Below are 18,015 nucleotides of genomic sequence, written 5' to 3'. Positions count from 1 at the left end.
CGCACCCGGCAGGCTGGGTGACGCTGCACCGGAATCTGCTGGTCCATCCACAGGGCGGCCCCGCCCTTCCGGCCGTGCCGCCGGTCCGCGTCCTGGGTCAGAGGTCCGGCCCGGCTCGCACGGCGCCATCGAACTTATCCGCAGCACCCGGCGTTAGAGTGTGCACCGGGCATAACCCGTTTCCACCGCGTTGTGCCCGCACGTCCAGTGTCATCGTCAGGAAAGGTCCCCAAGAGATGTCCCACGATCCATACGCCGCCCTTCCCCAGCTTCCCGAATTCTCCCTGCACAGCACCGACATCCAGGACGGGCAGCCGCTTCCCGCAGTCCAGGCGAGCGGGAAGATGGGAATCGACGGCGGAGAAGACAGGTCTCCGCAACTGTCCTGGGAAGGGTTCCCGCCCGGGACCAAGAGCTTCGCCGTGACGGTCTTTGACCCGGACGCACCCACCGCCAGCGGGTTCTGGCATTGGGCCGCCTTCAACCTGCCTGCGTCCACCACCTCGCTTCCCTCCGGCGCCGCCGAGGCCGGCCTGCCGGACGGCGCGGTGCAACTGCCGAACGACGCCGGTTTCAAGGGCTTCGTGGGTGCGGCTCCGCCGCAAGGGCACGGTCCCCACCACTACCACTTTGTGGTCCACGCCGTGGATGTGGAGCACCTCGACATCCCTGCGGACGCAAGCCCCGCCTACCTCGGGTTCCAGCTTTTCAGCCACGCGATAGGCCGGGCCAGGCTCACCGCCACCTTCGAGGTTAAATAGCCAACTACGCCAGGACTCTTCCGCCGCGGACAACCAGTGTGGGATTAAAGGCGGCATCAACCACCACGACGTCGGCGCGCAGCCCGGTCCGCAGGCTGCCCACCTCGGCGCCGAGGCCAAGGGCCGCCGCCGGGACGGCCGTGGCGGACAGGACAGCCTCTGCAGCGTCCACGCCCGCGGCGATGGTCCGGCGCACTACGTCCAGCAGAGTTGCGGTTCCGCCGGCCAGGGAGCCGTTGCTGCGAAGGCGGGCCTCTCCGGCGGCGACACGGACGGCTGCAGGGCCCAGGTCGTAGTCGCCGTCCGGCAGCCCGGTCGCGGCCATGGAATCGGTCACCAGGGCAACGTTCCCGGCACCCGCCAGCGCAAACACCATCCGCACCGTCTCCGGATCCAGGTGCACGCCGTCGGCCACCAGCTCCACGGCCACGCGTCCTGCGGCAGCCAGCCGCAGGCACGCGGCCACCGGTCCGGGGGAGCGATGGTGCAGCGGCGGCATGCCGTTGAAGAGGTGGGTGACCGTAGGACGCAGTCCTTGGGTGCCGGAGGAAGCCAGCAGGTCCGCCGCCCGGGTGAGCGAGTCCGCCGTCGTGCGCGTGTCCGCATCGGTGTGTCCCAGCGATGGCGTCACGCCGCGGGACACCAGTCCGTCCACCAGGCCATCAGCGCCCGGAAGCTCCGGGGCATACGTCATGGTCCGCAGGTGGCCGCTGGCAGCGACGGCCAGCTCGCCCAGCAACCCAAGGTCCGGGTCCAGCAGGAACCGTGGATCCTGCGCGCCGCACCGGGTGTGGGACAGGAACGGCCCCTCGGAGTGGATGCCCGCGATCAGCCCCTCCTCCGCCAGGACCTTCAACTCGGCGGCGCTCCGCAGCAGGTCCTCCCGCGGCGCCGTCACCAGGCTTGCCAGCAGGGTGGTGGTGCCGCTGCGGTGCAGGAAGTCGACGGCGGCGCGTGCGGCTGCGGGGTCGCCGCCGGGGAAGTCGCCGCCCACCGCGCCGTGGCAGTGCAGGTCCACCAGGCCCGGGAGGATCAGGCTCCCCGGCGGCAGCGCCAGGTCGCGCAGCCCGGGCAGGGAGTCAGCATTGAACCCCGCCCGCGGCCCCGCGTACGCGATCCGTCCGTCCACCACCGCGACGGCGCCGTCCCGGACGGTGGTGCCGTCCGTCAGGAGGGTGCCCGTGAGCACCAGCGCGTCGGGAGCCGTCATGCCAGCGCGTCCACAAACCAGCCGGTAATGGTGGCCGGGTGCGTGATCGCGGTGCCCACCACCACGGCGAAAGCACCGGCGTCGAGGGCCTGGCGGGCCTGGGCGGGCGTGTGGATCCGGCCCTCGGCGATCAGGGGAACACCAAACCCGGCCGCCGCAATCTCCGCCAGCAGGTCCAGGTCCGGCCCGGAGGTTTTGGGGCGCTCGCCGCTGTAGCCGGCGAGGGTGGTGCCCACCAGGTCTGCTCCGGCCTCGACCACCTCAGCAGCATCCTGCAGCGATCCGCAGTCCGCCATCACCAGGGCATGCGATTCCGCGTGGATGCCCGCCACGGTCTGCGCAAGGGAAAGCCCGTCCGGACGTTCACGGCGGGTTCCGTCGATCGCCACCACGTGGGCTCCTGCGTTGGCCACGGCCAAGGCATGCCGGAGAGTGGGGGTGATGAAGACGCCGTCGTGCCCGTCCTTCCAGAGCCCGATCACCGGCACTTCCACGGCTGACCGGGTGTGCTGCACGTCCGCCAGTCCCTGCACGCGGACCGCCGCCGCCCCGCCGGTCACGGCCGAGGCCGCCACCTGCGCTGTGGTCCGCGGATCGCGCATGGGCTCGCCCGGATATGCCTGGCAGGACACAATGAGCCGTCCGCGCAGGGATTCGAGGGCGTCGGGGGACAGGAGCATGTTCAGATCCTCTGGGATGTCTGGGCGGTACCGCAACCGGACGCGCTGGAAGCGGCCTGGCTGGCTGTGGCGGAATTAAGGACAAGGCGGGCGGCGCCCACCATCGCGGCGGCGTTCCCCAGGGCAGCATGCCGGACGGGGATGCCGCGCAGGGCAGGGAGGAGTTCGGAGCGGAGCGCCGCTTCCATCAGAGTCCACCAGCGGGTTCCGGCATCGGCCAGGCCGCCGGACACCAGCACCACCTCGGGGTCCAGGATGTTCGCCAGGCCGCCCACCGCCTGGCCGGCAGCTGCGGCAGCAACGGCGATGGCTTCGGCGGCGGTGGTGTCCCCGGCCGCCGCCAGGCCGAACACCGCCCGGGTGTCCGGCGCGGAAGCCTGCCCGCCCCGGCGGACGTACGATTCCAGGATGGCCGGGCCGGACGCGATGGCCTCCACATGCCCGGCACCGCCGCAAACGCACGGGAGGGGGGTGCCGCCGTCGTACGCATAAGGGGACGCAAAGTGCCCCACATGCCCGCCGGCGTGGCGGTGCCCCAGCACAGGGGCGCCGCCGAGCACGAAGCTGCCGCCCACGCCGGTGCCGAATGCCACCAGCAGCGAGCTTCCGGTTCCCGCGGCGGCGCCGGTCCACGCCTCACCAAGCGCGTGGGCGTGGACGTCGTTCACCGCCCGGACGGACGACGCCGGCAGGCCCAGCCGTGCGGCCAGGCCTGCGGTGAGTGCCGTCCCGGCCCAGCCGGTGATGGCGTCCGTGGCCGAAACCACCACGCCGCGCGCGGCATCGATGACCCCGGCGGACCCGACGCCCAGGCACTCGACGGTGATCCCGGCGTCGGACGCCCGGCGGACCAGTCCGGCAACGAGATGTGCCGTGGCGTCGAGGATGGCCTCGCCGCCGCTGCGGTTCAGCGTGGGGATGGTGTCTGAAAACAGCACCTCCCCGTCGCCGGAAACAATCCCGGCGGCAGTCTTGGTGCCGCCCAGGTCAACACCAACGGCGTACATCATGGGGATGCTTAGACCAGCCCGTTGCGTTCGAGGATGACCTTGATGGCCGTGGTTTCGTCCTCGTTCAACGCCGGCATCGGCGCGCTCATCGTGTTGGACTCGATGACGCCCATGATCTGCAGCGCGGTCTTGAACGCGCCGAGGCCGGCAGCTCCGCCGGAGACGCGGCCGTTGGGGGTGTAGACGATCTCGAACAGGTCGGCCAGGCGGTCCTGCTCTGCCGCGGCCTTGGCCCAGTCACCGGCTTCTGCAGCGTCCACCAGGTTGCGGTAGCCGCGCGGGTCCACGTTGCCCAGGCCCGGGACCACGCCCTGGGCGCCGCCCAGCAGGGCGCCGTCCACCACCACCTCGTGGCCGGTGAAGATGTCGAAGTTGTCGATGTCCCTGGCGGCGAGCAGGAGCTGCCGGAAGGAGACATCGTCACCGGAGGAATCCTTCACGCCGGCGATGACGCCCTCGCGGCCCAGCAGGACCAGCAGGTCCGTGGGGAGCTTGAAGTGGGTGCGGACGGGGACGTCGTAGGCGAAGACCGGCTTGCCGACCGCGGCATGGATGCTGCGGAAGTGCGTCTCGGTTTCCGCCGCGTTGCCGATGGCGTAGTACATCGAGGTGACCACGACCGCGTCGGCCCCGAGGTCGATCACGCGCTTGGCCTCGTCAATGACCCGGTTGGTGGTCTGCTCGTTGGCGCCGACGATGAGCGGAACTGCCTTGTCGCCGGCGGCGGCGTTGGCTTCGGCGATGGTGCCGACCACCAAGTCGCGCTCGACCGTGGTCATGTAGGGCACCTCGGCGGAGGAGCCCAGGACGAACAGCCCGGACACGCCGCCGTCGAGCAGGTGGTTGGTGAGGTTGTGCAGGGAGGCGGTGTCAATGCTGCCGTCTGCGTGGCGGGGAGTGACGACCGGCGGGATGACGCCGGAGAACTGGGAAGACAAAGGAATACTCCGATAACTGGGTTGATGAATGGGATGGGTGGCCTAGGTGTGCAGCAGGCTGGGGGCCGCGCCGAGGAGCTTCTTGGTGTAGTCGTTGCTGGGGTTGTCGAACACCTGCGCGGCCGGGCCCTCCTCGACGATCTGGCCGAAGTACATGACGCAGATGCGGTCGGAGACGTAGCGGACGGTCTGGATGTCGTGCGAGATGAACACCATGCCCAGGTTCAGGCGGGCCTTCAGGTCGGAGAGCAGGTTCAGGACCTGCGCGCGGACGGAGACGTCCAGGGCCGACGTCGGCTCGTCTGCCACGATGATGTCCGGATCCAGGGCCAGCGCCCGGGCGATGGCCACGCGCTGCCGCTGGCCGCCGGACACCTGCGACGGCGTCACTTCCGCCGCGGAGGCGGGCAGGCCTACCAGCGCGAGCAGTTCCCGGACCTTGGCGGCGCGGCTGGCGGCGTTGCCGATGCCGTGCACCTGGAGCGGGTCGGTGAGGATGTCATGGATGGTCATGCGCGGGTTCAGTGCGGTGGCGGGGTCCTGGAACACCACGGAGACGGACCGGCCGAACTCCTTGCGCATGGCGGCGCTGCGTTTGATGGCGGGCTTGCCGTGGAACAGCACCTGCCCGGACGTGGGCGCCTGCAGGCCCACCAGCACGGAGGCGAGGGTGGACTTGCCGCAGCCGGATTCGCCCACGATGCCCACGGTTTCGCCGCGGCTGATGCTGAAGTCCACACCGTTGACGGCCTTGACGATGTTTGGCCGGAAGAGGCCGCCGGTGCGTGCCCGGTGGTGGACCTTGACGTCCTTGAGCTCGATGACCGGCTGTCCGGTGGAAACGCTCACTTGGCGTCCTCCTTAAGGTGGCTGGCCCAGTAGTGGTCCCCGCCGTGGGCCGAAGCCAGGGCGGTGAGGACCAGCCGCTGGTTGGGGTCGGCGTCGCTGCGCAGGGACCGCGGTGCGAAGCGGTCCCCGGGAGCGAAGTCACTGGGGGAGGGGACCGTGCCGGGGATCTGGTGCAGGCGTGCGGCGTCGGCCTCGATGGAAAGCACGGCGCCCAGGAGCCCGCGGGTGTATTCGTGCTTCGGGTTCTGCAGCAGTTCTGAGGCCTGGGCGGATTCCACTACCTGGCCGGCGTACATGACCGTAATGCGGTGCGCCAGCGAGGCCACCAGGGCGAGGTCGTGGCTGACGAACACCATGGCGAAGCCCAGCTCCTCGCGCAGCTCGTTGAGCAGGTCCACCACCTGCTTCTGCACGGTGACGTCCAGGGCCGTGGTTGGTTCGTCCGCCACCACGATCTTGGGCGAGCGGGACAGGGCCATGGCGATCAGGACGCGCTGCCGCTGGCCGCCGGAGAGCTCGTGCGGGTAGCTGGCCAGGGTGCGCACCGGATCCAGCTTCACCATTTCCAGCAGCTGGGCAGGGGTCTTGCGGCCGCCGCGCCGGGTGAGCTGCAGCATCTGCTCCTTGATCTTCATGGACGGGTTCAGCGAGCTGAGCGCGTCCTGGTAAACCATGGCGATCTGTTCGCCGCGCAGCCCCTGGTAGGCATTGGCGTTGCTGTGGCTGGTGCCCGGGTCCAGGAGCTCCTTACCGTCGAACAGGATGGAACCGGTGATCCGGGCGGTCTTGGGCAGCAGGCCCATGACGGCCAGCGAGGTGATGGACTTGCCACAGCCGGACTCGCCCACCAGGCCCATGGTTTCGCCTTCGCGGACGGTGAAGGACACGTTGTCCACGATGGCCGTCTCACCGAAACGGCCGGGGAAGCGGATGGAGAGGTTCTTGACCTCCAGCACCGTCCGGGCATCCGCAGGAACCTGCGGGAGGCGGTCCGTGCGGGTGGCCTCGACGGCGGCGAGCAGTTCCAGCTCGCGGTCCAGCAGGGCGTGCGGGTTGCCGGTGCCGGCCCTGACCTCAGTGAGGACCGCTGAGGTGTCCTGCCGGCCTTCGGTGGGGGTTGTTCCCGAAGCCGGCAGGACGCCGTCGAGCTCGTGCTGTTCCACGACCGACGGCTGGGCAACCGAGGTGGCCACTTCCGTGTCCACCGCGGAGCCGGTGACGGCGGCGCCGGCCACCGAAGCGGCAGCACCGTCGTCGTCCTTCACCGCCGGCGCGCGCCGCAGCCGGGGGTTGACCATGGCGTCGGTGAGTCCCTCAGCGAGGATGTTCAGCGCCAGGACGGTGAGGAGGATGGTGAGGCCGGCGAAGGTGGTGGCCCACCAGCCGCCGGACAAAACGAGGTTGCGGCCGTAGGAGATCACGTTGCCCCACGACGGCGCGGGGTCCTGGACGCCGGCGCCCAGGAAGGACAGTGACGCTTCCAGGATGATGGCGTCCGCCACCATCACCGTGGCGAACACCAGCACGGGGGCTGCGGTGTTGCGCACGATGTGCTTGACCAGGATGTAGAACCGGCCGGCGCCGATGACCCGCTCGGCGCGGACATAGTCCTCGCCGTATTGGGCCAGGACGTTGGCGCGGACCACCCGGGCCAGCTGCGGGGTGTAGATGATGGCGATGGCCACGATGATGGTGGGCACCGAGTTGCCGAACGCCGCCAGCAGCACCGCGGCCAGGGCGATGCCGGGGAAGGCCATCAGGATGTCCATGATCCGCATGAGCAGTTCGTTCACGGCCTTGCTGGACGTAGCGGCCAGCGAACCCAGGAGGGCACCCACCAGCACTGCCAGGCCCACCGCGCCGAGGCCGATCATCAGGGAGGACTGCGAGCCGTACAGGAGGCGGGAGAAGATGTCCCGGCCCAGCCGGTCGGTGCCGAAGAAGTGCTCGGCGCCCGGGGGCGTGGCCGGCATGAAGGTTTCCAGCGGATCGTGCGGTGCCAGGACCGGGGCGAACACGGCGGCGGCGGCGATCACCACCAGGAAGGCGAGGGCCAGCCGGGAGCCCCAGGGCAAGGCCTTGAAGCGGAGGCCGGGGGCGCTCAGACGTTCAGCGAGTTTGCTGCGCATGGGTCACACGGTCCTGATTCGGGGGTTGATGAGCAGGTAGAGCAGGTCCACGGCGATGTTCACCAGGACGAAGGTGACGGAGATGGTGAGCACCACGCCCTGCACCAGGTTCACGTCCAGGTTGGTGATGCCGTTGAGGATCAGCTGGCCCATGCCGGGCAGCGCGAAGATCATTTCAATCACGACGGCGCCGCCCAGCAGGTAGCCGATCCGCAGTCCCAGCACGGTCACCGGAGTGACGAGTGCGTTGCGGAGCACGTTCTTGGAGACCACTTCGCGGTAGGGCACGCCGTTGCCGATCGCGGTGCGGACGTAATCCCGGTCCAGCTCCTCCACCATGGAGGTGCGGACCACCCGGATGAGCGAGGCTGACACCGGGATGCCGAGGGCCAGTGCGGGCAGCGCCATCGAGTTGAGCCAGCCGCCGAAGCCGGACTCCGGGGTGGCAATGCCGCCGGACGGGAACATCGCTGCCGGGCCCAGGGCGAACCACTGGATCAGCAGGATGCCCAGCCAGAACGACGGCGTTGCCACCGCGGCGATGGAGAACACTCGGACCAGCTGGTCCTGCCACTTGTCCCGGTACAGGGCGCCGATGATGCCGAACACCAGGGAGACCACGATGGCGATAATGACGCCCAGGAAGGTCAGCTGCAGCGTAAGGGGGAACGCCGAGCCGATCATGCTTGCCACGGACTTGGCCGGGGGCGTGGTGACGCCCAGGTCAAACTGCAGGAGCTTGCCCAGGAACCGCACATACTGCAGCAGCAGCGGATCGTTCAGGCCGTTTGCCTGCCGGTACTGTTCCTTGGCTTCCTCGCTGGCGCCCTCGCCCAGGACGCTGCTGGCCTGGTCTCCGGGGGCTGCCTGCAGGACCAGGAACACCAGCAGGGTGATGCCCAGGACCATCAGCGGCAGGGCTGCGAGCCGTCGGCCCAGCAGTCGCAATATGGTGCTCAATGTAGTCTCCGGTGGGTAGGTATTAGGCGGTGCGGCCCACACCAACGAAGGAAACTCCGGTGGTGGGGAGGGGCTTGAAGCCGCTCAGTTTCTTGGCGTCCCAGGCGCTGGGAAGCTGGCGGTGGAACAGCGGGTACAGCGGAACCTCTTCGGACACCAGGTCCACGATCTCGCCGGTCAGCTTCTTGGCGTCGTCCTTGGATGCCTGGCCGGCCTTGGACATCAGGTCCACCAGCTGGGCGCGCTCCGGGGTGTCGCCCCAGAAAGCGCGGTTCTTCATCCAGGTGTCCCCGGCGTAGAACCAGCTCAGCAGCAGGTCCGCGTCGTTGCCGAAGACTGACGGATCACCCGGGGCGGCAACAACCTTGTAGTCGCCCTTGGCCACGCGGTCCGTGTACAGGGCGCCGGACTGCAGGTTCTTCAAGGTGACCTTGACGCCCGGGATCTTGTTCCAGGACTCGAGCATCAGCGGCGCCACGTCCTTGACCCAGGCGGTGTCGGTGGTGAGCAGTTCGAACTCGAGGCTGGTGACGCCTGCTTCCTTGAGGAGGTCCGCCGCCTTGTTGGGATCGTAGGTGTAGACGTTCTTGGCCTTGACGTAGTCCGGGTGGCCTTCCTGGAAGTAGGAGCTGGCCGGCTTGGCGTTGCCGAACAGGGCCTTCTTGATGATCGAGTCCTTGTCCAGGCCAAAGTGCAGGGCCTGCCGGACCTTCTTGTTGTTGAAGGGGGCGGCGTTGCAGTTGAACATCAGGAACAGCAGCCCGAAGGACTGGACCGCTTCAACGGTCGCTGCGGACTTGAGGCCCTGCATGTCCAGGTAGGGGACGTCCTCGATGGCCTGGACGCGGCCTGACTGCATGGCGGTGACACGCGCTGCAGCGTCGGAGAGCAGCAGCCAGGTCATGCCCTTGGCCAGGGCGGGCATGGGGCCGTTGTACGCCTGGTTGGCTTCGAAGATGATCTTGTCGTCCTTGACGGCGGAGATCAGCTTGTACGGGCCGGTGCCCACGGGCTTGGCGTCGAAGGACTTCAGCTGGTCCGAACCGAACGGGAAGTTGGTGAGGGCCTTGGGGACAACCTTCACCACGGAGATGCGCGGGCCGAAACCGGGGAACGCGTACTTGAGGGAGAACTCAACGGTCTTGGCGTCGAGCGCCTTGACCTCCTTGATGAACGGGATGAACTGCGAGAAGAGCGACTTGTTGGCCGGATCCATCACGCGGGTGAAGGAAAAAACCACGTCCTCCGCCGTGACGGGCGTTCCGTCATGGAAAACGGCTCCATCCCGGATGGTCACCTGGTAGGTGGTGTCGTTGACCAACTTGGGATCGGCGGCGGCCAGCGCGTTGTAGGGCTCCCGCGTGGCAGGGTGCAACTCCACGAGGCCCTCGAAGACGTGCAGGTTGGCGGCCATGGGGGTGGCGCCGGAGGAGGAGATGGGATCGAACCCGGTGGACAGCGCGTAGGAGATGCCGGCCTCGATGGTGAGGTCCTTGTTGATGGGCGACGTGTTCTCCGTGGCGCCCGTGGTGGTGGCCGCCGGACCGCCGCAGGCTGAGAGGGAGCTGGCGAAGGCTGCGGCCAGGCCCATGGCCCCGCCGAGCTTCAGGAAGTTCCGGCGGCTGGCGTCATTGACCAGCGGCAGGTTCTTGATGTTGTTCATGTGCCTCACCGTTCAGGAGATGTTTATCGGATGTAGGATGTCCTAGCTCGTAGAGAAAACTGTAAGTCCCATCACAGCGAGCGTCAAGTGGAGTAAATAGCGGCACCTGCAACATCCGCGGCCGCTTCCGCGCACGTCCCGTCGAAGGAGTTCCCAATGTCATTGATCGCCGGCGCCTACGCAGCCCAGCCGGGTGAACTGCAGGAGCAGTTCTACCGCGGCCTTGGCGGCCTCGCTTCCGTGAGGGGGCTGGAACTTCCCTACGGTCCGCATGGCGGAAGCTGGCCGGCCGGCGCGCCGCGGGATTGGTCCGCGGTGGTGACAACAATCCCCGGCACCATGCAACGCCTGGCGAAATTGCCCACTTTTGGCCTTGCCTCACCGGACGCTGCGGGCCGGCGGGAGGCGCTGGAGTTCACCGCAGGCGTCCGGGAGTTCGTGCTGCGCCTTGAGGATGAAGGGCATGCGGTGGAGGCCGTCGAACTGCACTCGGCCCCCTATCCCGGGGCCTCCGCGCCGCGGTTCCGGGAGTCGCTCGAGGAAATCCTCGGCTGGGAGTGGGGCCTCACCAGGCTGCTGGTGGAGCACTGTGACGCACCCCGGGCCGGCAGCAGGCCCGAGAAGGGGTTCCTTACCTTTTCCGAGGAGGTGGAGGTTCTCCTGTCCCTCCAAACCGGCGCGGGCAGCCAGGTGGGAATGGTCATCAACTGGGCACGGTCCGTCATCGAAACCCGGAACCCGGACACCGCAGCGGAACACATCGCGCACGCCCGCGCCGCCGGAGTCCTGGCGGGCGTCATGTTCTCCGGCTGTTCCCCGGAGGAGACGGAATTCGGTTATCCCTGGATCGATGCCCACCTTCCGCCCGTGGAGGTGGACGGTGCGCCGAGGAGCTCACTGCTCAACGGTGCCGGGATCGGGCGGTGCCTGGCCGCCGCCGGTCCGGTTCCCCTGCTCGGCTTCAAGATCGGACTGCCGGCCCAGGGGCCTACCGTGAGCCAGCGGGTGGATCGCCTCAGGCAGATGTGCGCCCTGGTGGAGGGGAATCAGCCACGGTGACGTCGCCGTCAGTCATGTCGAACCGGAAGATCCGCGTGCGCTGCACCGGCGAGCCGCCGCGCCGCCCCTCCACCGCATAGGTGAGTTCCAGGAACCCTTTCCCCGCATCCTCGTCCGTCACGGTGTAGGAAGGGGTGAAATAGAGTGCTTCCGCGCCCGGCGGCAGGTCGGTGGCGGGAAAAGCCTCCGCCCCGGGGCCGGACAAGCGGACCCGCTCGACTGTTGGGCCGCCGTCGTTCCTTGCCCTGCCGGTGAAGGCCAGGATGTCTCCCGCCTTGTAGCCGGGGGTGATAGGGCCGTAGTTAAGGTCCTGCGCCTCGCGCGTACCCAGGACCTGGACCTGCCCGGCGGAGTAGCCTTGGCCGATCTCCTTCGACGCCGAACCCCAGTCATTGCCGTCGTGCGCTATGACGTGGAAGTCGCCGGCGTTCTGCCATACCTCCGGAAGGCCGGGCGTGACGGACCGGAGTTCCATGTCGAAGGTGAGGCCGGCATCCGGCGCGTGATCCGGGGCGGGTTCCGAAAGGGGTATTGCGGCAAGCTGGTCCGTCAGTTGCGCTGCCGGTATCGAGGCGAACACGATCTCCCGGTATCCCTGCCGCTCGTACAGGACGCCGATGTTCCCGTCCGGCAGCCGCGTGGCGGTGGAGTAGGCGGAACTGCCGGTGCACAGGACCAGCCCGGCGTACCACGTGCCGCCGTTGTCCGTGGAGAGGCTGAGGACCGTGTTCCGGCGGAGGGCGGGGTCCTGGTTGTTGGTGGCCAGGAGCCACCGATCCGTCGCCGGACGGGCACAGCCCGTGACGTACGGCAACCCGTCGAATCGGCCGAGTGATCCGTTGTCGCTCGGGTCCGGCAGGTCCTCCACCGGGAGGAGGGCGCTCCAGGTCTGCCCGCCGTCGCTGGACCGGGCAGCCAGCCGGTGCGGCGTGGCCCGGCTGTGCAGCAGCAGCCGGCCGTCGTCCAGGGCCGCCACCTTGTTTTCGTTGGGGTCGGCGCCATGGGTCCCGGCGCCGATGAATTCGCCCAGCCGCCAGCTGTCCCCGTGGTCATCGCTGTAGGCCGAGGCGGCCATGATGGCCCCTCCGCACAGCAGCACGAACTGCTGGACCAGGCGTCCGCGGAACGGGCCGGTGTGAACCTGGATCCCCTGCCCGGCGGCGGCGAACATGCCGGTGATGTCCCGGCCGGCGGGGGTGCTGCCCTTCAGGTCGGCGGTGAGGCGCCGGTGCTGCCAGGTCACCCCATCATCGTCGGACCAGCTGAGGTCACAGTGCTGGACGTCGTCGTCGTCCGGCGCGGATCCCGTGGTCGATTCGAAGAACCCGGCCCGCGTACCGGCGGCGTGGAACAGGAAGATCCGGCCGGTTTCGGCGTCCACCAGCAGGCTGGGATCGCCGAACCCCTCTAGTCCGGTGCCGCGGCGCACCAACTCCTGGCCGCCCCACGTGGCTCCGCTGTCCGTGCTGCGCCGGACCAGCAGGTCGATGGGGCTGGGCAGGTCGTCGAGGTTCGGCCTGCCGTCGTAGGCCGCCAAGACAGTTCCGCGGACCGTCACTGCCAGTGCGGGGATCCGGTATTGCCGGTAGCCGCCGCGGCCCCGGACGGCGAGAACGTGTTCGACGATGGGCACGGCAGAGGGCCATGAAGGTAAAAGGTAGGACGTCACATGTTGAGTCTAGCTTTCCTGTTCGCCCCCGCCTATGGTGGTAGGACGTCGTATGTAGCAGGAATCACATTTCGATTCCGGGGACGGCGTCGTCACCTCCATCCAAGCCGCAGCGCGGCGTCCAGAAAGGGCATGGGTTTGCGAAATACCACCAAAAGAACCAGGAAAAGATCACTGGGGAAGGCTGCCAGAACGGGCGCACTGGCCCTGGCCCTGCTCGCCGGAAGCGGGCTGCCGGGGCAGGCGGCACCCATCCCGTCCACCAGTCCGACCGCTCCGCCCGGCACCTTCCAGGAAACCAACCTGGCCGCGGACCGGACCGCCGCCAACTTCTTCTATCGGATCCCTGCGCTGACCTACCTGGGCAACGGCGTGGTCCTCGCTGCCTGGGACGGCAGGCCGGGCAGTTCGGCAGATGCGCCGAACCCCAACTCGATCGTGCAGCGCCGCAGCACAGACGGTGGCAGGACCTGGGGGCCGGTGCAGGTGATCGCCGCCGGGCACGTGGGCGATGCATCCGGGCCAAAGTACGGCTACAGCGACCCGTCCTACATCTTCGACGCCGAGGCCGGAAAGGTCTTCGCGTTCTTCGTCTACTCCAAGGACCAAGGCTTCGGCGGCAGCCAGTTCGGCAATGACGACGCGGACAGGAACGTCATCTCCTCCGCAGTGATCGAGTCGTCCGACGGCGGTGCCACGTGGAGCCAGCCCCGCCTCATCACCAGTGTTACCAAGCCGGGCACCAGCAAGACCAACCCCGTGGCGGGCGATGTCCGCTCCAACTTTGCGTCCTCCGGCGAAGGCATCCAGCTCAAGTACGGTCCCTACAAGGGCCGGCTGATCCAGCAGTACGCCGGCGACGTCCGCCAGGCCGACGGCACCAACAGGATCCAGGCCTACAGCGTCTACTCCGACGACCACGGGGCCACCTGGCACAAGGGCGCCAACGTGGGCGACCGCATGGACGAGAACAAGACCGTGGAACTTTCCGACGGGCGGGTGCTGCTCAACTCCCGCGACAACGCCAACCAGGGCTACCGCAAAGTGGCGGTGTCCACCGACGGCGGCGCCACCTACGGCCCGGTCACGCAGGACACCGAACTGCCGGACCCGGCCAACAACGGCGCCATCGCACGGATGTTCCCCAACGCTCCGCAGGGTTCCGCTGACGCGAAGAAACTGATCTTTACCAACGCCAACTCGAAGACCGGGCGCGAGAACGTCTCCGCCCGGGTGTCCTGCGACGACGGCGCCACCTGGCCGGGAGTGCGCACCATCCGCTCCGGTTTCTCCGCCTACTCCACGGTGACCCGGTTGGACGACGGCCGGTTCGGCGTCCTGTATGAGGGCAACTACACGGACAACATGCCCTTTGCCGCCTTCGACGACGCGTGGCTGAACTACGCCTGCGCGCCGCTGGCCGTTCCCGCCGTCACCACCGCACCGGGTGCCACCAAGCAGGTGGCTGTCACGGTCACCAACCAGGAAGCGGTTACGCTTTCCGGTGCCACCGCCACCGTCTACACCCCCAGCGGCTGGTCGGCGACCACGGTGCCCGTGCCCGACGTCGCACCCGGCGCCTCCACCACCGTGAACGTTGACCTGACCGCCCCGGCGAACGCCAGCGGTCCGCTGAACCTCAACGCCGCATTCACGACGGCGGACGGCCGGGTTTCGCAGGTCGCCTTCACCGCCACCGTGCCGGTGGCACCGCAGGTGGGCCTCACCATCACCGGCTCCGCGCCGGACCGCGACGTCGCGGCCAGCCCGTACCAGGCCGGCGACGTGCTCAACTACACCTTCACCATCAAGAGCACAGCCAACGTCACCGCCAACTCCGTGCCCGTCTCCGGGACGTTCGACGCCGGCTTCCTGCCACCCGCCCCAGGGGCACCCAGCAGCCCCAACTGCCGGTACAACAACCTGGCTGCCGGCGCCAGCTACACCTGCACCACGGCCAAGCACACGGTGACGGCCGAGGACGTTTCCCGCGGCTACTTCGTGCCGCAGGCCACCTTCAGCATCACGGCCAGCGCGACGCCGACCCTCACCAAGGCAGTGGCCTTCAGCGGCTCCGCCGTGGCACTGCGCGACGGCCTGGTGGCCGCCACCATCACGGGCAGCCGCAACGACGCCGGCCGGGACCTGGCCGCGCAGCCGTACACGGCAGGGGAGGCCTTCCCCTATAAGTTCGACGTCGCCAACACCAGCCCGCTGGTGGAGAAAGTGGTGCCCACCGCCGGCAACTTCAGCCCGTTCATTCCGGACGGCCCCGGTAACTGCCGGTACAGTGTCCTGCCCGCGGGGCAGGGCTACACCTGCGCCACGCCGCGGCACACCGTCACTGCGGGAGAAGCAGCCCAGGGCTTCTTTGTCCCGGAGACCAGTTGGGACGTGAGCGCTGCCGGGCAGACCACCCGCACCTACGCCGTGAACGGCGGGGAGGTGGACCTCAAGGTCCGCGACGCCCGGCTCGAAGGCACCGTGGCCGCTGAATGGACCGACGTCGACGGCGACCGGTACGCCTCCGCGGGCGACACCGTCACCTATACCTACACGCTGGGAAACGCCGGCAACGTCACGCTCACCGGGGTAGCGGCTCCTGGCGCAGGCATTAGCGCACAGGTCCTCGCCGCGGGAAACAGCGTGACGGCTACCCGCGACTACACACTCACCGCAGCGGACATCGCCGCCGGAAAGCTGGAACCGGTCAGCTTCCAGGCCACCGCCTCCAACGGATCCAAGCCGGTCACCGCAACGGTCACCGGCGGCGGCATCGAGCTCACCCTGCAGCCCGCGCAGCCCGAATCCGTGCCGGTCCTGACGGTCCAGGACTTCGATGGCCAGACACCCCCGTTCGACCTGAAGACGCAGGACAAGTACCGCAACGGCCAGAAGGTGGTCCTCCAGGGCCTGGATTACGGGCAGTGGTACTACGTCTACCTGAACAAGCGCAGCTACCGGCTCGGCTGGATCTTCCCCACGACGGACAACACCGTGGAGTTCATCCTGCCCGCCGATGTCCAGAACGGCCGCGACGACGTGGTGGTCCTGGACCAGGAGGGCAAGCAGGTGTCCTTTGACCGGCTGCAGGTGACTCCGAAAGGTTAGCCGGCACGCTGACCCTGCAAAAATGAACGGCCACGGCGGGTCCTCCCGCCGTGGCCGTTCGCGTTGAGCCGCCGCCCGCCTCAGGCCCCTGCCAGCACCGGCGCCGTGAGCCGGCCGTCCCGCATGGTGGCCACCACATCGGTCAGCGGCACGAACTCGGTGTCGTGGGTGACCATCACGGTTGCCACCGAGAACTCGGTGGTCACCTGCCGAAGCAGCCACACAATGGCCGCGCTCCGTTCGTGGTCCAGCGCCGCCGTCGGCTCATCCACCAGCAGCACCCTGGGACTGCCCATGAGGGCCCTGGCGATGTTCACGCGCTGGCGCTGCCCGCCGGAGAGTTGGTGCGGCAGTTTCCCCGCGCTCGCGGAGAGCCCTACGACGTCCAGGAGCTCGCCGGCCCGGGCCTTGGCCGCCTTGGCGGACTTTCCGCGCAGGTGGTCGCTGATGATGAGCTGTTCGACGGCGGTGAGCGACGGAAGCAGGTTGGGCTGCTGGAAGATGATGCCCACCTTCCCGCGCCGCAGGGCTGTCAGTTCCTTGTCCTTAAGCCCCGCGGTGTCAGTGCCGTCGATGATGACCTGGCCACTCGTGGGGCGGACCAGGGTGGCGGCGGTGGCCAGCAGGCTCGACTTTCCGGACCCCGAGGGGCCCACGAGTGCCACCAGCTGGCCGGCTTCGGCGGTGAGGCTGACCCGGTCCAGGGCAGTGGTGGTGCCGCCGCCGTCGGGATACTCGAGGGTGACGTTGAGCAGGTTCAGGGGAGCGGTTGTGGCCATGATGGGTTCCTTTCAAAGGGAGGGAAGAGGTTTAGTTGCCGCCGAGCGCCAGGAGAGCATCGACCTTGGTGACGCGCCTGACGGCCAGCGCCGCGCCAGCCAGGCCCAGGGCAACGATCCCGACGACGGGAACCACCGTGGTGCCCGGGCTCAGCTGGAACGGTGCGGCCTGGGCAGCGAAGAAGCCCGCGGCAGCACCGACGGCACCGCCGGTTCCGGCGCCGGCCAGCAGCACGATGGCGGCCTGGGTCATGGCATCCCGCAGGATGTAGGAACTGGGTGCGCCCATGGCCTTCAGCACGGCGATGTCCCGGGTGCGCTGGATGGTCCACACGGTCAGGAAGGCCACGATCACCAGTGCCGAGATGCCGTAGAGGAAAGCCTGCATCAGCGTCAGGGAGCCGTTCTCGCTCTTGAAGGACCCCAGGGCCTGGAAGGAGCCGGTCCGGGACTCGCTGACCGTGTGCGCCGCGCCGTTGGCCGCTGCCTCATCCACCGCGGCCCCGTCCGCATAGGTGACGGCGACGACGGTGGCCAGCTGGCCGGCGTCGGACACGTGCGCAGCCTTGGCCCATGCCGGCAGGGCCGTCCACACGACGCTGGTGTGCGCGTACCACTGGTCCGGCACCACGGCGGCGACGGACAGCTCCACGCCGCCCAGGGCCACCTTGTCCCCCTGGCCCACCGACAGTGCCTCCGCCACCGAGGTGCCTACCGCGGCCGTCCCGGCAGATACGTCCACCGGCGCCAGCGGGCTGCCCGGCGAAACGCCGAACACCGCTACATTCGCGGTGCCGGACCCGTCCGCGGCCTGCGCCCTTGTCTGGGTGATGCCCAGCGGCTCGGCAGAACGGACGCCGGGCTGGGTCTTCCAGGTGTCCACCTGCGCGGCGGTCACGGAGCTTTCCGTATAGGAGGACTTGGGGGAGCCGGAGCCGGGTGCGCCGAAGGCGATGGTGTCCACGGGATTTGCGGCGGACGACCCAAGCCTTCCGATGGCGGACGTGGACTGCTCGGCGAGCCCGGCGGTCAGGCCGGACAGCATGACCAGCAGGAGGGTAATCAGGGCTACGACGCCGCCCATCATGGCGAACCGGCCTTTGGCGAAGCGGATATCGCGGATTGCCAGGAACACGTTGTTTCTTCTTTCAGCAGGGGTGGATTGTTCTGTAGTTCCACTCTCGCGGCCTGGGCCGG

General features: G+C 68.6%; 14 protein-coding genes. 3 read left to right on the top strand and 11 right to left on the bottom strand.

All coding sequences use genetic code 11. The annotated features are described in order from the left end of the window. Positions 1-236 precede the first annotated feature (236 nt). Positions 237-761: a YbhB/YbcL family Raf kinase inhibitor-like protein gene (locus tag ACFVTD_RS08520; protein ID WP_387560910.1), complete on the top strand. Its 525-nt coding sequence runs from the start codon at positions 237-239 to the stop codon at positions 759-761. 4 nt (positions 762-765) lie between these two features. On the opposite strand, the gene ACFVTD_RS08515 is transcribed toward ACFVTD_RS08520, so the two are convergent. From ACFVTD_RS08515 to ACFVTD_RS08480, 8 genes are read right to left on the bottom strand one after another with little or no spacing between them, the layout of a single operon-like run. Further along, entirely contained in the window at positions 766-1,971 is a 1,206-nt protein-coding gene (locus ACFVTD_RS08515) for an N-acetylglucosamine-6-phosphate deacetylase (protein ID WP_387560907.1), read from the bottom strand. Next, positions 1,968-2,651 carry an N-acetylmannosamine-6-phosphate 2-epimerase gene (locus ACFVTD_RS08510; RefSeq protein WP_387560904.1) on the bottom strand — a complete coding sequence of 228 codons (684 nt, stop codon included), beginning with the start codon at positions 2,649-2,651 and terminating at the stop codon, positions 1,968-1,970. The genes ACFVTD_RS08515 and ACFVTD_RS08510 overlap by 4 nt, the downstream gene beginning before the upstream one ends. Positions 2,652-2,653: 2 nt before the next feature. Further along, positions 2,654-3,661 (bottom strand): ROK family protein, encoded by a 1,008-nt coding sequence (locus tag ACFVTD_RS08505; protein ID WP_387560901.1) that lies wholly within the window; start codon positions 3,659-3,661, stop codon positions 2,654-2,656. Positions 3,662-3,669: 8 nt separating this feature from the next. Beyond that, positions 3,670-4,599, bottom strand: a complete 930-nt coding sequence (locus ACFVTD_RS08500) for a dihydrodipicolinate synthase family protein (RefSeq protein ID WP_387560898.1) — start codon at positions 4,597-4,599, stop codon at positions 3,670-3,672. A 42-nt stretch (positions 4,600-4,641) separates the two neighbouring features. Next, complete coding sequence (locus ACFVTD_RS08495; protein WP_387560895.1) at positions 4,642-5,448, bottom strand: ATP-binding cassette domain-containing protein; 807 nt, start codon at positions 5,446-5,448, stop codon at positions 4,642-4,644. Next, entirely contained in the window at positions 5,445-7,577 is a 2,133-nt protein-coding gene (locus ACFVTD_RS08490; protein ID WP_387560892.1) for a dipeptide/oligopeptide/nickel ABC transporter permease/ATP-binding protein, read from the bottom strand. Before ACFVTD_RS08490 ends, ACFVTD_RS08495 begins: the two co-directional genes overlap by 4 nt. Before the next feature lie 3 nt (positions 7,578-7,580). Continuing rightward, entirely contained in the window at positions 7,581-8,537 is a 957-nt protein-coding gene (locus tag ACFVTD_RS08485; RefSeq protein ID WP_387560889.1) for an ABC transporter permease, read from the bottom strand. A 22-nt stretch (positions 8,538-8,559) separates the two neighbouring features. Then, positions 8,560-10,200, bottom strand: coding sequence for an ABC transporter substrate-binding protein (locus ACFVTD_RS08480; protein ID WP_387560886.1), 1,641 nt, complete (start codon positions 10,198-10,200; stop codon positions 8,560-8,562). A 156-nt stretch (positions 10,201-10,356) separates the two neighbouring features. Between ACFVTD_RS08480 and ACFVTD_RS08475 the strand changes: the two genes are divergently transcribed. Further along, on the top strand, positions 10,357-11,259 hold the full coding sequence (locus tag ACFVTD_RS08475) for a DUF4862 family protein (protein ID WP_387560883.1): 903 nt from the start codon (positions 10,357-10,359) through the stop codon (positions 11,257-11,259). Here ACFVTD_RS08475 and ACFVTD_RS08470 read toward each other — a convergent pair. Next, entirely contained in the window at positions 11,216-12,928 is a 1,713-nt protein-coding gene (locus ACFVTD_RS08470; protein ID WP_387560880.1) for an exo-alpha-sialidase, read from the bottom strand. The genes ACFVTD_RS08475 and ACFVTD_RS08470 overlap by 44 nt on opposite strands. 132 nt (positions 12,929-13,060) lie before the next feature. Between ACFVTD_RS08470 and ACFVTD_RS08465 the strand changes: the two genes are divergently transcribed. Further along, positions 13,061-16,039, top strand: a complete 2,979-nt coding sequence (locus ACFVTD_RS08465) for an exo-alpha-sialidase (RefSeq protein ID WP_387560877.1) — start codon at positions 13,061-13,063, stop codon at positions 16,037-16,039. 80 nt (positions 16,040-16,119) lie between these two features. Here the strand turns inward: ACFVTD_RS08465 and ACFVTD_RS08460 are convergent, their stop codons facing one another. Further along, positions 16,120-16,818 carry an ABC transporter ATP-binding protein gene (locus ACFVTD_RS08460; RefSeq protein ID WP_387560874.1) on the bottom strand — a complete coding sequence of 233 codons (699 nt, stop codon included), beginning with the start codon at positions 16,816-16,818 and terminating at the stop codon, positions 16,120-16,122. Positions 16,819-16,849: 31 nt separating this feature from the next. Continuing rightward, positions 16,850-17,953 carry an ABC transporter permease gene (locus ACFVTD_RS08455; RefSeq protein WP_387560871.1) on the bottom strand — a complete coding sequence of 368 codons (1,104 nt, stop codon included), beginning with the start codon at positions 17,951-17,953 and terminating at the stop codon, positions 16,850-16,852. Positions 17,954-18,015 lie beyond the last annotated feature (62 nt).

It is taken from the genome of Pseudarthrobacter sp. NPDC058119 (assembly GCF_042884655.1).
GTDB lineage: Bacteria > Actinomycetota > Actinomycetes > Actinomycetales > Micrococcaceae > Arthrobacter.
This window is presented reverse-complemented; position numbering and strand designations above follow the sequence as displayed.

Bases quoted from the DNA above. Each gene is read 5' to 3' on its own strand.
- ACFVTD_RS08520 (WP_387560910.1), top strand. From the start codon at position 237: ATGTCCCACGATCCATACGCCGCCCTTCCCCAGCTTCCCGAATTCTCC.
- ACFVTD_RS08515 (WP_387560907.1), bottom strand. From the start codon at position 1,971: ATGACGGCTCCCGACGCGCTGGTGCTCACGGGCACCCTCCTGACGGAC.
- ACFVTD_RS08510 (WP_387560904.1), bottom strand. From the start codon at position 2,651: ATGCTCCTGTCCCCCGACGCCCTCGAATCCCTGCGCGGACGGCTCATT.
- ACFVTD_RS08505 (WP_387560901.1), bottom strand. From the start codon at position 3,661: ATGATGTACGCCGTTGGTGTTGACCTGGGCGGCACCAAGACTGCCGCC.
- ACFVTD_RS08490 (WP_387560892.1), bottom strand. From the start codon at position 7,577: ATGCGCAGCAAACTCGCTGAACGTCTGAGCGCCCCCGGCCTCCGCTTC.
- ACFVTD_RS08480 (WP_387560886.1), bottom strand. From the start codon at position 10,200: ATGAACAACATCAAGAACCTGCCGCTGGTCAATGACGCCAGCCGCCGG.
- ACFVTD_RS08475 (WP_387560883.1), top strand. From the start codon at position 10,357: ATGTCATTGATCGCCGGCGCCTACGCAGCCCAGCCGGGTGAACTGCAG.
- ACFVTD_RS08465 (WP_387560877.1), top strand. From the start codon at position 13,061: ATGGGTTTGCGAAATACCACCAAAAGAACCAGGAAAAGATCACTGGGG.
- ACFVTD_RS08460 (WP_387560874.1), bottom strand. From the start codon at position 16,818: ATGGCCACAACCGCTCCCCTGAACCTGCTCAACGTCACCCTCGAGTAT.